Consider the following 13,774-nt stretch of genomic DNA (forward strand, 5'->3'; position numbering starts at 1 on the left):
TTGATCAAATTTAAATATGGAAACTGAAGAGAAGCTGAAGTGTCACAAACTACAGACTTGCTTCAAAATCATCAGTTAATTTACAAACATTTTAAGTGAGGACATAACAAATCCTGTTTCAGTCAAAAAACTATGGCAATAATCCAACCTAATCATGAGAGCCTTATCCATCGGGTATACTCGGCCCCTTTGCGCTTTTGGCATTGGGCAAACACAATCGTTATCAGCGGTTCATTAATTACTGTTTTGATCAATTCCACTATTACCGATAGAAGGACTGTATCAAACATAATTAAAACACAGCTTAAGGCCGGTGGAGCTACCATAACCGACGAGCAGTCGGGCTCAGTTGCGCACGCTCTCGGAGATAGCGTTTGGAGCATACATACCTGGTTTGGTTATGTATTAGTCAGCCTATTGCTGTTCAGGCTTATTCTGGAGTTTTTTCAACTAGCTGATCAAAAATTCATCCGCCGGATAAAAGAACTTTACCGTCAGTTTCATTCCACCAAAAAAGAGCGTGAACTTGCCAAACATGAGCTTACAGTGAAAGCCATTTATGCGTTATTCTATATCTTACTTATTATAATGGCCCTAACGGGTTTATTCCTGGCATTTGAAGACCTTTTAGCACCATTTAAATCTATCAGGCATAGTGTTAAAGAAGTTCACGGATTTTGCATGTACCTGATTATCGCATTTATACTTGTGCATTTGGCTGGCGTATTTTTAGCTGAAAGGAAAGATGACAAGGGCATTGTTTCAGACATGATAAATGGCGGTAATAATAAATAAACATTATTTTCCGGTGATTAGCTTTGCCATAATAAATGCGGCCCCCGCGGCAAGAGCCCCAATAATTACTACTTTTAATGCGCCGTTTAACGCAGGCTGGCCGGTCATTTTACTTTTAAAATAGCCAAAAATAAATAAGCAAATTATCGTTACCCCACATGAGTAATAAAGTGCCTCTTGTGCTTCATGAATAATAAAATAGGGTGAAAGCGGGATGATGCCACCTACGATATAGGAAATGCCTATAGTAATGGCGCTTTGTGTAGCGCGGTTTGCATCAGGTTCTTCCAGGCCCAGTTCATAACGCATCATAAATTCAACCCATTGGGTCTTATCTTTCGCCAGTTCATCTGCAATCTCATCCTGAAGATGCTTTGAAAGACCGAAGCTTGCAAATACTTTCTTTACTTCTGCCTTCTCCTCGTCGGGCACACGCTCAACTTCATCATATTCGCGCTTCAACTCAGATTGATAGTGGTCAACTTCTGTTCGCCCGGCAAGATATCCGCCCAAACCCATGGCAATAGATCCGGCCACTATTTCGGCAATACCGGCAGTAACCACCAGGGTTGACGAACTTACAGCCCCACTTAGCCCGGCTGCAAGCGCAAAGGGCACGGTTAAACCATCAGACATACCGATAACGATATCCCTGATGGCTTCTGAACTTGTTACATGATGCTCACGATGCATAAAACTTTATTTAAACTTCATTGCTAAAGTTACAATATTTGAATTTAAGCCGGTTGAGCGCATGTAATGTCCTGCCCTGATTTCCAGCGAATTGAAATGCTGCCATCCAAATACACCAGTTGGCGGTGATAACCTGATATTGGCGCCAACAAAATTACTATGGAGTGTTGACAGGTCGTAATCGCTGGTATAATATACAGCAGTTGGATCATGTTGCCCATAAGGTGCAAAATAGCGTGTACCCTGCTGATTATTATACCGGTAATAGGGACTTACCGACACAAAAGAGGTTAGCTTTATGGGTATCTCCAATTCGGCTGTGTGCGCCTGGATCCCCCAATTGTCCATGTAATATCTGTAAAACGTTCTGATCACAAAATGGTCGTCCAGGAAATAATTGAACCTTACCGCAATGGGAAGTTTATAACGGCTGCCCGGCAGGTTTTCAACCCTTTCAGATCCATCGGTAAAATAATCACGTTGATATTTTGTTGCCAATAAACCATGCTGGTAGGACGGCTCGATAATAAACAAAGCCTGTAAACGCGTGCTCAGCACCTGCGAAATTGAAAATGATGTACTAAATGAATTGCGGGGACTATGGTCCACGTTACCCCGTCCATCCCTATCTGACCCTGACCCATATCCCGGCGGTCGTAACTCAACCGGCAATATAACTTTCCAGGTATCAAGGAACACCTGTCCCTTAAAATCAAACTGCGTGTTTTTATCTTTTGATACTCGGGTTAGGTTAATCCCTCCGCCGAAAGACTGGTAATCAAACTCATGTGAATAAGATCCGGTTAAGCCAAATGCGTTTCCCGTTTTATCGTTGGATACCGTCCAATTTAGTGAGGGATAAACACGGGTGTCCTGCCTGGACGCCGAAGAAACGCTATAAGGATCGATCTTATCTGAAGAGGCCGACGTATAATGGTCAACACCCAGTTCAAAAGTAAAAGTGTGCTTACTTCCTCCTACACCATATTTTGATAATTGCAGATCAAAGGTATTAGCAAAATCAGTCAGCTTTTCGGTACCAATACCGCCTGTAACAGCAGAGTTGTTGCCATCCTGGTGGTAATAAGCTGATACGATGTTAATTTCATCAATTTTAAGCTTACGTGCCTTGTAATTGCTGCTATCTTTAACGGGTAAGGTTTTAGTTTGCGCATGCGCGGCAACTATTCCTAAATACAAAGCGGCAACGCATAAATATATTTTTCTCATTTCCGGCCGCCGTTTTAATTACATCCGCAGCCACCGCCGCTTTTACCGCCATTTGCTCCTGAGCCGCCTTCACGGTATAATTGAAAACTTTGCTCAAACTTCTGAGATTTACGGGCTGACAGTTCCATCTCCGCATCATTAAGGCGATTTTTCTGATAAGCCTTTACCGACATACAAGATGACAGACAAAGCGCCGGCAAGCTACTCACCAGCATTAATTTAATCAGGGGTATTTTTTTCATGTATTAATTTTTAACGTTGATATTCCTGGAGGTGTAAAGGCGGTTATTGTCGTCGATGATCACACAAGCAAGTTGCTGTAGTTGATTTACCAAATCAAGTCCTACCCTGATACCCATTACGGTTACCGGTGTGGCCATAGCATCGGCAAATTCCGCGCTTGGGCAAATAATGCTCACACTTTTAATCCCGCTTACAGGCAAGCCCGTTTTAGGATCGATGGTATGGGAATATTTTTTACCCCCTATAACTGCATATTTTTCATAGTTGCCGGATGTAGCGATAGCCATATCGCTAATATTAAGTGTTGAAAACGGGGTCAATTGCCTGTTTGGATCGGCTATAGCTATAGTCCATGGCTTGCCGTTGGGCTGTGTTCCCCAGGTGGTTAGGTCGCCGGCTGCATTTACTATGCCACTGTTTACGTCGTTTTGCTGTAAAATGGCTTTTGCCCGGTCGGCAGCATATCCCTTTCCTATCCCGCCAAAACCTATGCGCATACCTTTTTCTTTGAGCATAACTGTCAGGTGTTCAGGATCCATGATCACGTTTTTGTAATTGATCAATCGAACAGCATTACGCGCGGTTTCAGCATCAGGCAAACTTTTCATGTTTACATCAAAGTTCCAAAGGCTTTTATCAATTGATCCGTAGGTAATATCAAATGCCCCCTGCGTAAGCGCGGATATTTTGAGCGAGCGTTGAATAAGCTGAAAAACCTCCTGATCCACTTTTACCGGCTTTATGCCGGCAGCAGCATTAATCTGGTTGGTTTGGCTATCGTCGCTAAAGGTGGTGAGTAATTTTTCTATCCGGCTTATTTCTGCTACAGCCAAATCGATACGACCTGACGCCCAGTTCTCATCATCGCTTACTACGCTTATTTCAAAGCGGTTGCCCATCAATTTCAGAACGCGTTTGTAAACGGTTGGCGCAATTTCAATGGCTATCATTTGTAAAGGCTTTGATCTGGTCAATAAACTGATCGGTGGATTCATTTGGATACCCGTCCCACTCTGTTAACACTTTACCATGCTCATCAACAAGCAGTGTAAACGGAAATTTACCATCGGGGTTGTATTTGTCGGCAAGTGCCTCGTTCAGTTTCACCTGCTCTTTACTCAGTTGGTTTTTCTTTTGCCGTGGAAAATCAGCCCTTACCAAAACAAGTTTATCAGCGGCAAAATCATTGAATTTATCCGATTCCAGTATCTCTTTTCGTAACCGGATACAGGGGCCGCACCAGTCCGAACCGGAAAAGTTTATAACAATCAGTTTATGTGATGCAGAAGCTTCGGCCTGGGCCTTGCTGAAATCGCCAAGCCAGGTAACCGGCTTAGCCACAAATAAAAAAAATGTAAAAATCAGTAATTTCATTTTAACGTTTTTTAAGAGAATACCCTCAAAGATGTACCTGTTAGAGTTGTTTTATAAACAGTTAGGTTACGGTTTGCCGGCGAATTTTTAACCACTCCGGCCTCAGTAAACGCGGAGCCATGGTTATTACAATAAAACTGCTGACTACTACCCTGATAAATGAGTGGGTAACTTTCGTGCGTGCAGGATTGCTGAACAGCAATGTAAGCGCCGGCCGTAGTCTTTGCTACAATTACGCCGTTTGAAGCGAGGTAACCACCATTGCTCAGTAAAGCCGAATTTGCCGAAAGGCTGAGATCAAGTGTAAAATCAACGCCCGTCGGCCCGGTAATACTGCCGGATGCGCTATCTGATTTTTTACTGCATCCGATGCAATTGATCAACGCAAATGAAGCGGCCGTAATTCCAATCGTTGAAAGAAATTCTTTTCTGTCCATAAATTTAAGATCGGGGTATATAAATAAGTTTCCTTTAAATTTAATTAGCAATTAGGTATTTCAAACAATGTGCGGACAAACGGCTATTTTGTGTCGGTAAACAACGTAGCATAGTTATCTGCATTCTTCTTTTTTCAACAAGAATATTGCAACATTCTGTAGTTGAGATGAAATGCGTATTGTTTAACAGAATTTAACAATTTGAAGCCCTTAAAAAACGGTTATTAAAGCCAGGTACAGATTTGCTTCAAATTTGAAAGCTATTTTGGCTTACTGGAACTAACCTATAAATCATTGAGTATATAAAACAATGAGTATCCAATATCCCTTCAGGTCATCAAAGTCACGGCTTACTAAACCGCAGGAACAAATGCAGTTGATAAATGGCTACATTATCAATCACATGTTAACATCAAAAGAAAGCAAGGATGCCGAATCTATCTGGTTGGATGTTCGAGCTATCGGGCTCGATATCTCACACAGCTCATTCAATAATAAGTTGAAGAAACTGGTGGAGGCCGGCCTCATCGAAAAAATCTCATTCGGATATAACAAGTATCTGTATCGCGCAAAAACTTAGAGCGGCAAAGCACCGGTTAAAAAATTGATATCAGCAACAATTCAACAAGAGTGATATAGATCATATCTCCCGCTGACAAAGAACATCTTATTTAAATCCCTGCTTGTTTAGTTTTGATAAACTTAATGCTCTTAGCTATGTTAGGAAAATTGGAACAGCCGGAAATCGAAGCTTTGCTCAGCCGGCAAATTACAGGCCGCCTGGGATGCCACGCCAACGGTACTACCTATATTGTGCCTGTTAATTACGTATATAAAAACGGCGTTATCTATGCGCACTCAGGGCCGGGAAAAAAGATCGAGATGATGCGGCAAAACCCTGAAGTTTGTTTTGAGGTGGACGAAATAAAAAACATCTTTAGCTGGAAAAGTGTCATCGCCTGGGGAAAATTTGAAGAGATTACCGAAATTGGAGAACAGGAACGAGCTATGCAGGCGCTAATTCACCGGATCATGCCATTGGTTGAACAGCCTTCTGGCCATCCCTCCCATGGGATCACCGAAAGTGAATACGACCTGGGAGATAAAATTGACCTTATAGTTTATAAAATAATAATTGACAAAACAACCGGTCGGTTTGAGCACAATTAATCATCCGGTTGGGTGCGAAATAAAGAGCAGATACGTGCTGATTGTAACTGTTTATAGTTTCTTTCATGGTCAATAAAACCTAATTTGCTCCGATCAGGAGTATCCCCAAAATCATTAGCACATAACTATTGACGCGCTAATCTCGTTTTCTCTTAACCCATTTCAATGCCTCAAACCATCCGGCGGAAAGAGAACCTGCGCCGGCACTTACTGCAAGCTGAAATGCAGAAGGAGACTTAAATTCAAAGAACATTGCTAATGGCCTGATATAAAGCAACGCCAACCCAAGCAGCAAGGTAAAACCAAGCATCGGAAACATCAGCTGGTTCTTATACTTTATTGTAACCCACAGCGAGTAGTAAAATGAACGGTTAACCAGCGTCAGGAAAATATTGGCGGAGAGCAGGCAACTAAAAACCATGGTACGTGTCAGTTGCTCACTAAACCCTGCGTTTACTGCATATTGGTAAATAAGCAAGGTCACCCCGGTGATCACTAATCCTTGAATAACACTGGTCACTAACTCATTCCAATTGAAAAATGTCGAGACCAGAGGTCTTGGAGGCCGAAGCATGGTGTTCTTTTCAATAGGCTCATTCTCGTAAACAATAGAACATGTCGGCCCCATAATCAGTTCCAGAAATATAATATGAACCGGGGAAAACATATTAGGGTAGATCCATCCAAACGCTAAAGGAATAAATACAGTAAGAATGATAGGTATATGAATTGAAATAATATACTGTATTGCCTTTTTAAGGTTAGTATAAATACGCCGGCCCATGGCTATCGCGTCAACCATTTTTGACAAATCATCTTTTACAAGCACCAGCGAAGCGGCATCTTTGGCTATTTCCGTGCCTTTAGTGCCCATGGCTATACCAATATGCGCTGCCTTGAGTGCGGGCCCGTCATTAACACCATCGCCGGTCATAGCAACAATTTCGCCTGCGGCTTTTAACGTGTTGACAATCTTCAGTTTTGCATCGGGGAACATCCTGCTAAAAATATTGACATGCTTTATCTTCTCCCCGAACTCTTTTTCGGGCAAGGCGAGTAACGCGTCGCCGGAGATGGTTTCATTGCCGTTGCGGAAACCTATTTCCTTTGCAATTGCCTGGGTGGTGAAAGGATTATCGCCTGTTATAATTTTCACAACGATGCCTGCCTTGTAAAAAGCTTCCAGTACATCCTTTATGTTCTTTTTTGGTGGATCATAAAAAGCCACCAGGCCAATAAAGTCAAATTGGATTTCCTGCTGCACAGGCGGAAACTGATTGCCATCAAGAAGTCCCCGCCCTACGCCTAATACCCGGTAACCTTCTGCCGATAGTTTCCTGATCGCACTTTCAATAACTTTTTTTTCTTCAATATTTAATCCTGATACCGCTAACAAAGCCTCCGGCGCGCCTTTTGCCGCAATGATCCGGTGGCCGCTTTTATTTTCAAAAATATGTGTCATCATTGGCGGCTTACCAGCCAATGGATATTCATAAACCATATGATAACCGGGGCGCTCATCTATATCACAGGTTTTCTGATAGTTTTCATGTAAAGCCACTTCCATCGGATCAAAAGGAATAGGTTCGCTTGCCCACATTGCCAATACTACCAACTGCCTTACTTTTTTTTCATCCGTCAACTCTACGGCGTCATAAAATTGCCTGGACCCTCTTAAATATAATTTGGCAAGACTCATCCTGTTTTCAGTAAGAGTACCTGTTTTATCGGTGCATATTACCGATGCGCTGCCTAAGGTTTCTACGGTTTTGATTTCTTTGACCACCACTCCCATCTGCATCAATCGCCAGGCCCCCAAAGCCATGAAAGTGGTAAATGCAACCGGGATTTCTTCCGGCAAAATGCTCATAGCCAGGGTAAGTGCTTTAGTAAGGCTGGCCAGCCAATCAGCAGAGCGGAAAAAATTGATAGCCCAAACAATCGCAAAAACAATTACGCCAATGATGACCATCTTTTTTACGAAATTGTTGATCTGTAATTCCAACGGCGTTTTTTCTACCGTGATTGCTTCCAGCCCCCTTCCAATTTTACCAAGCTGGGTCCGATCACCTACAGCAGAAACAGAAACCACTGCAAGGCCGCTTACTACTGTTGTACCCTGAAATACGATGGGTTCAACAGACAATGGATCCTTAAAAACCGGAAGGGATTCTCCTGTCAGTGTGCTTTCATTAACAGAAAAATCATTGGAATGCACGATCCTTCCATCTGCTGCGATAGACATACCTTCTTCGACTATAAGGCTATCGCCTACAACAAGCTCGTCGCTATTTATATCAGTTACCAAACCTTCCCGAACCACCCTGCACTTTGGCTGTGTAAAGTCTTTTAATTTATTTAGGGCGGCCTTGCTCCTGGAGTTTTGGAAAATAGAAATTCCGGCTACCAAAATCACGGCTACCGCTAAAAATATTGCATCGCCGTTCTGACCTCTAATTAAATATATAACGGCTGTTGCCAATAGTAAAACAACCATTGGCTCTGCCACGAGGTCTTTCAGAACAGCAAAAAAAACATTATTCTTTTCTATTGAAAGGCGATTAATACCATATTTTTCCCGCGCAACGGCAACGTCCAACCGGCTCAAACCCTGGATATGGAAATTATTTTTAGTCATTGACAACGCGGGGGGGTATTTAATAAAAAAACGGAACCGGTACCTCCGGTTCCGTAATGCCGCCGTCACCGGTATTGAACCCATGACGTGGATCATTTACCGAAACAGGAATAAATTCCATCCATCGGTTATAACAAAACTATCTACTATATTGAAGACCGGACAGGACAATGATCAGTTTTGTTTGTGATCCTCGTCATTTGGAGAACCTTAAATGCCTTTTAAAAACCAAGGTTTGCACCTATTTCTTCTTATTTCCTTAGATTACATCCATTGTGCGGCGAAGCGGTTAAATTCGTGTCGCAGGTTGTTAAAAATATTCTCCTCAGTGATGTAGTTCTCATGTATGTCGGCATGCTCAGCTGCAGTCCTTTCAGAGATCACGGCATCGGTAGCCAGTAATTGGGCCTCGATTGCCTTATCATTGATTTGAATATCCTGCCTTAACTTTGTCAGATAATCCCGGTGGATGCTGAACTGATTTTGAAAATGTTCAACCTTTTCCTGCACTTCTCGCGCGGTATTATCTGCTGCTATTTCCTGTAACCTCTCCTGAAGGATACCCAATTCCTGTGTATAAAAAACAATGCCCCGTAAAGCGTCGTTATTGAGGTTTTTAACGTATTTGATATTGATATGATTTTTCATGATACAAAATTGCAACGCGCTGCCCATGGCCGGAATGACTACAAACAGCTGCAAGGGTGATACTCATCATGTATTACTAAACAACTGTTTACCAAATAAATGACCAATATCATTTATTTGAGGAGAAACGATCATTTCGCGGGCGAAGCAACAACCTAACTTTGTTGAACCTAAGCATAGTAATTAAGGCAAACTCATACCCGGCACCAGATAACACAAACAATAGCGCCACCTGTTATAGAATAAGCCACCAATCGACTATTTATGATAACCAAAGACGAGATTTTCGGCTATACGCCCGATAAAAAATATCAAACCAACGTAGCCTATTTTTCTATGGAATTTGCTGTTGACCAGGCGCTGAAGATTTACAGCGGAGGGTTGGGCTTTTTATCAGGTTCGCATTTGCGTAGCGCCTATGAGTTAAAGCAAAACCTGATTGGGATAGGTATTTTATGGAAATATGGTTATTATGACCAGGTAAGAGATAGTGAAGGTTTGATGAAAGCAGAATTTATCCGGAAAGAATATGCTTTTCTGAAAGACTTATGCATTGTTTTCCAGGTATCCGTTCATGACGCCCCGGTACATGTTAAAGCTTATTTACTGCCGCCTGAAACGTTCGGAACAGCCCCATTAATCCTGCTTAGCACCGATATTGACGAAAATGATGAGCTTTCGCGATCCATCACTCATTGCCTGTATGACCCGAATGAAGCAACCCGCATTGCGCAAAGTATCATATTGGGCATTGGTGGAGCTGCTTTACTGGACCTTTTAGGGTTTGAACCGGATATTTACCACATGAATGAGGGGCATTCCCTACCCCTCAACTTTTACCTGTTTGATAAATTTAAAAGCCTTGCAGAGATAAAAAAACGAGTGGTATTTACAACCCATACCCCCGAAATGGCCGGTAACGAATCACATAGCTATGCACTGTTAAAAGAAATGTCGTTCTTTTATCAATTACAGGGCACCGAGGTAAGGGCAATGCTGGGCATGGAAGGCGATCAGTTAAATTATACATTAGCAGCACTTAAATTTTCCGGAAAAGCCAACGGAGTTTCAAAGCTTCACGGCGAAGTCGCCAGGCAAATGTGGGGTAAAAACCCAGGCATCTGTGAAATCACTTCTATTACCAACGCGCAAAACAAGGCTTACTGGAGCGACACTGATCTTAACGCGGCCTTTGCTGATAATAATGATGACCGCATCATAGCCTGGAAAAAAGAAATGAAAAGAAGCATGTTCAAAGCCGTAGCCGATCAATGCGGTAAACTTTTTGACGAAAACATACTAACCATTGTTTGGGCGCGACGTTTTGCAGGCTATAAACGGGCTGGCCTCATCATGAAAGACTGGGAACGTTTTACACATTTGCTCGAACAAAGCGATTACCCTGTACAGTTGATCTGGGCAGGTAAACCTTATCCCGAAGATAAGGATTCCATAGATCAATTTAACCAGATCATGGTTAAAACCAAGCCTTTTAAGTGCTGCGCGGTGTTGACAGGCTATGAGCTTGCGCTATCGGCTATGTTAAAAAAAGGATCGGATGTGTGGCTGAATAACCCGAAACTTTATCATGAAGCATCAGGCACAAGCGGTATGACGGCGGCCATGAACGGAAGTATAAACCTTTCGATGCCTGATGGCTGGGTTCCCGAATTTGCCCGTGAAATGAATAATTGTTTCCTGATCAGGCCCGCGCCTGGTACGATATCAGAAGAAGAAAAAGATATTCTGGAAAACCGGAACCTGATGGACTTGTTAGAAAACGTAATAATGCCCATGTATTATCGCAACCAGGATCAATGGCTATCTTTCATGAAGCAAGCAGCAAAAGATATATTCCCAGCCTTTGAATCGGCAAGGATGGCTGATGAATACTACATGAAAATGTACAGTTCATAAACTATCAGCGATGCAATAAATTATATTTTGACGTCGGCTGTTTCGATGCTTAATAAATAAAACCGAAATACTCATGATATACCCCGATACGATGCGCGCCATGGTGCTGGAAAAAGCCGGCAACCCGCTCATCTGCAAAAAGCTGCCGATCCCCCGGCCTTCTGATAACCAGGTGCTTGTTAAAGTATTGGCTTGCGGCATTTGCCGTACCGACCTGCATATAATGGATGGCGAACTTAATAAACCCAAACTTCCGCTAATCCCCGGGCACGAGATCTTAGGAACAGTAATCGAAACCGGAAAGGCGGTCAAAGAACCAGTTGCTGGCCAGCTTGTAGGTATACCGTGGCTGGGGAGTACCTGCGGGCATTGTAAGTTTTGCCTGCAAGGAATGGAAAACCTTTGCGATACCCCGTTATTTACCGGCTATACCATAGATGGGGGCTATGCCGAGTATACAGTGGCAGATTCCCGCTTTTGTTTTGTATTAGATGAGCCGTATCGCAGCCCATCTTCAGCCCCTTTGCTTTGTGCCGGCCTTATAGGTTTTCGTTCTTATCAGATGATTACGGCATCAGCCCAAAATATAGGCATGTATGGCTTCGGGGCAGCGGCTCATATCCTTATCCAGATAGCTATAGCCCAAAATAAGAAAGTGTTCGCGTTCGTTCGCGACAATGACCACCAGGCAAAACAGTTTGCAAAAACAATGGGCGCATATTGGTCAGGCGGCAGTTCAGAAACAGCTCCTGAGTTACTTGATGCCGCTATTATTTTTGCATCCGCCGGCGAATTAATTCCGAAAGCTTTAAAAGAGGTGGGCAAAGGCGGGCAGGTGATTTGCGGGGGCATTCACATGACCGATATCCCGGCCTTTTCATACGATTTGCTTTGGGGCGAACGCTCGGTAAAATCAGTCGCCAATTTAACCCATCAGGATGGTTTGAACTTCTTTTCGGTATTAAAAGATGTTGCGGTACATACGCAAACCCAGGTATTCAAACTGGCCGAAGCTAATGAAGCAATCTCGATGTTAAGATCAGGGAAAATCAGCGGCGCCGCAGTGCTGGTTATGGATGAAGCCTGATCTAAAAGCTGCTATTCTGAACTGTTTGACATCTGCACAAAAAAGCTCGCGCTAATCGTCAGCTAAACGCTGAATTTGCGCAATGATATCATCAAGGTGGTGGCGGTCTATATAGTTAAATCCCTTTTTCATAACTAATTTTTTCTCCGGATCCTTTTCCAGCCACGCGCCCATCTTTAATAATAACCGGTCTTTCCACGAAAGTTTAGCGACAACGCATCTTCCTGAGAGGAAAAAGATTTTGGCTACTTTGCTGATGTTGTGGTCGAGGTTGTTTTTTATCAGCGTCTGGCGCTGGGCAATATCCTCACCATTGGTGCTACTAACGATGAATATAAAAAGCTTTTTGTGTTTTAGACTATTGATATTTTTCCTCAGCCAATCACGCAGCACTAACTTGCCAATATAAACTGGGCTACCAATTACAATCATATCATAAAGAGCCAGCAAGTCGGGAGTTACACTCTCGGCTTTTGATACCGGCATTTGCAAGATATTGGCCAGCCAATGCGCATATTGTTTAGTCGCGCCGTATTTACTCCCGTAAATGATGATTCCTTTCATGGCAATTGTCGATTTTGTACGGGCAAGTTACCTGGCAAATACCAATACAAAAATGACCTGGGTCATGTTCGAAAATGGTCCAAACTATCGCTGTTCCCTACCTTTTTTGTATGGGTTATTATCGTGACAACAATCATCCGGGGTACTGTCCACCGTCATGTTGTTTTCTACTGAAAATGAGGTCATTTGAATATCAATTAACACAACTCTATTATTTAATAATTAATTATGAAAACAGACCATGAAATTCAGAAAGACGTGATGGATGAACTTAAATGGCAACCATTCCTAAACTCATCCACAATTGGAGTTGCCGTTAAAAACGGCATTGTTACGCTGTCGGGTACCGTAGACACATTTTCTAAAAAGGTTGATGCGGAAAAGGCAGTAAAAAAGGTGGCCGGCGTAAAGGCTGTAGCCGAAGACATCCAAATAGGGATTTCCCCAATCTACCGCAGAACCGATACTGAAATCGCCGAGGCAATATTAAACACCCTGCAATGGCATTCAGCGATCCCCAACGATAAGATCAAAATCAAGGTAGAAAGCGGCGTTGTCACACTTGAGGGCGAATTGGAATGGGAATATCAGCGCGCCGGCGCAGTAACAGCTATTCAAAACCTCACGGGTATAAAATCGGTAATCAACCGGATTGCGCTGAAACCCAGGCTATCTCCTTACGAACTGGAGCAAAAAATTAGCGCGGCTTTTCACAGAAGCGCCGGTATAGATGCAGCGAAGGTTCATGCGGAGATCGATGGAAACACCGTAACGCTGACCGGCAGGGTACGCTCCCTTGCGGAGAAAGACGACGCCGAGAATGCAGCATGGGCCGCGCCCGGCATATTCCATGTAAAAAACAAACTGGATATCGGAGAAGCTGAATTTGCTTTTTAACAGGAAGGCGCTGTCGCTTTATGGCAGCGCTTAATTTAATTGAATAGGGTTGTCAGTTTGGCACAGCTATATCCTCTTCAC

15 protein-coding genes are annotated in these 13,774 nt (G+C 43.0%); 6 read left to right on the forward strand and 9 right to left on the reverse strand.

The genetic code is table 11. The features are described 5' to 3' along the window. Positions 1-132: 132 nt before the first annotated feature. Entirely contained in the window at positions 133-795 is a 663-nt protein-coding gene (locus AC59JO_RS08190) for a cytochrome b/b6 domain-containing protein (protein ID WP_413667953.1), read from the forward strand. Positions 796-798: 3 nt separating this feature from the next. On the opposite strand, the gene AC59JO_RS08195 is transcribed toward AC59JO_RS08190, so the two are convergent. The 6 genes from AC59JO_RS08195 to AC59JO_RS08220 are packed head-to-tail and all read right to left on the reverse strand — an operon-like array spanning position 799 to position 4,772. Further along, positions 799-1,488 carry a VIT1/CCC1 transporter family protein gene (locus AC59JO_RS08195; protein ID WP_497304608.1) on the reverse strand — a complete coding sequence of 230 codons (690 nt, stop codon included), beginning with the start codon at positions 1,486-1,488 and terminating at the stop codon, positions 799-801. A 6-nt stretch (positions 1,489-1,494) separates the two neighbouring features. After that, positions 1,495-2,718, reverse strand: coding sequence for a DUF3570 domain-containing protein (locus tag AC59JO_RS08200; RefSeq protein ID WP_497304610.1), 1,224 nt, complete (start codon positions 2,716-2,718; stop codon positions 1,495-1,497). 14 nt (positions 2,719-2,732) lie between these two features. Further along, entirely contained in the window at positions 2,733-2,960 is a 228-nt protein-coding gene (locus tag AC59JO_RS08205) for a DUF4266 domain-containing protein (protein WP_413667950.1), read from the reverse strand. A 3-nt stretch (positions 2,961-2,963) separates the two neighbouring features. Continuing rightward, positions 2,964-3,911, reverse strand: coding sequence for an FAD:protein FMN transferase (locus tag AC59JO_RS08210; protein ID WP_497304612.1), 948 nt, complete (start codon positions 3,909-3,911; stop codon positions 2,964-2,966). Continuing rightward, positions 3,898-4,335 carry a thioredoxin family protein gene (locus tag AC59JO_RS08215; RefSeq protein ID WP_497304614.1) on the reverse strand — a complete coding sequence of 146 codons (438 nt, stop codon included), beginning with the start codon at positions 4,333-4,335 and terminating at the stop codon, positions 3,898-3,900. The genes AC59JO_RS08210 and AC59JO_RS08215 overlap by 14 nt, the downstream gene beginning before the upstream one ends. An 11-nt stretch (positions 4,336-4,346) precedes the next feature. Further along, the gene (locus tag AC59JO_RS08220) at positions 4,347-4,772 is read right to left on the reverse strand and encodes a QcrA and Rieske domain-containing protein (RefSeq protein WP_413667947.1); all 426 of its coding nucleotides are present in this window, start codon (positions 4,770-4,772) and stop codon (positions 4,347-4,349) included. A gap of 310 nt (positions 4,773-5,082) precedes the next feature. On the opposite strand from AC59JO_RS08220, the gene AC59JO_RS08225 reads away from it, so the two are divergent. Next, complete coding sequence (locus AC59JO_RS08225) at positions 5,083-5,352, forward strand: hypothetical protein (RefSeq protein WP_413667946.1); 270 nt, start codon at positions 5,083-5,085, stop codon at positions 5,350-5,352. Between the two features lie 137 nt (positions 5,353-5,489). After that, on the forward strand, positions 5,490-5,942 hold the full coding sequence (locus AC59JO_RS08230) for a pyridoxamine 5'-phosphate oxidase family protein (RefSeq protein ID WP_413667945.1): 453 nt from the start codon (positions 5,490-5,492) through the stop codon (positions 5,940-5,942). A gap of 136 nt (positions 5,943-6,078) precedes the next feature. On the opposite strand, the gene AC59JO_RS08235 is transcribed toward AC59JO_RS08230, so the two are convergent. Then, a complete protein-coding gene (locus AC59JO_RS08235) occupies positions 6,079-8,580 on the reverse strand; it encodes a cation-translocating P-type ATPase (protein ID WP_497304617.1) in 2,502 nt (833 codons plus the stop codon). Positions 8,581-8,844: 264 nt separating this feature from the next. Further along, positions 8,845-9,228: a hypothetical protein gene (locus AC59JO_RS08240; protein ID WP_413667943.1), complete on the reverse strand. Its 384-nt coding sequence runs from the start codon at positions 9,226-9,228 to the stop codon at positions 8,845-8,847. Between the two features lie 264 nt (positions 9,229-9,492). On the opposite strand from AC59JO_RS08240, the gene glgP reads away from it, so the two are divergent. Further along, a complete protein-coding gene (glgP, locus tag AC59JO_RS08245; protein ID WP_497304619.1) occupies positions 9,493-11,145 on the forward strand; it encodes an alpha-glucan family phosphorylase in 1,653 nt (550 codons plus the stop codon). 73 nt (positions 11,146-11,218) lie between these two features. Continuing rightward, positions 11,219-12,232 (forward strand): zinc-dependent alcohol dehydrogenase family protein, encoded by a 1,014-nt coding sequence (locus AC59JO_RS08250; RefSeq protein WP_497304621.1) that lies wholly within the window; start codon positions 11,219-11,221, stop codon positions 12,230-12,232. A gap of 51 nt (positions 12,233-12,283) precedes the next feature. Here the strand turns inward: AC59JO_RS08250 and AC59JO_RS08255 are convergent, their stop codons facing one another. After that, positions 12,284-12,796: a flavodoxin domain-containing protein gene (locus AC59JO_RS08255; protein WP_413667940.1), complete on the reverse strand. Its 513-nt coding sequence runs from the start codon at positions 12,794-12,796 to the stop codon at positions 12,284-12,286. Between the two features lie 228 nt (positions 12,797-13,024). On the opposite strand from AC59JO_RS08255, the gene AC59JO_RS08260 reads away from it, so the two are divergent. Next, the gene (locus AC59JO_RS08260) at positions 13,025-13,693 is read left to right on the forward strand and encodes a BON domain-containing protein (protein ID WP_413667939.1); all 669 of its coding nucleotides are present in this window, start codon (positions 13,025-13,027) and stop codon (positions 13,691-13,693) included. Positions 13,694-13,774: the final 81 nt, after the last annotated feature.

The organism is Mucilaginibacter sp. A5337, assembly GCF_059690695.1.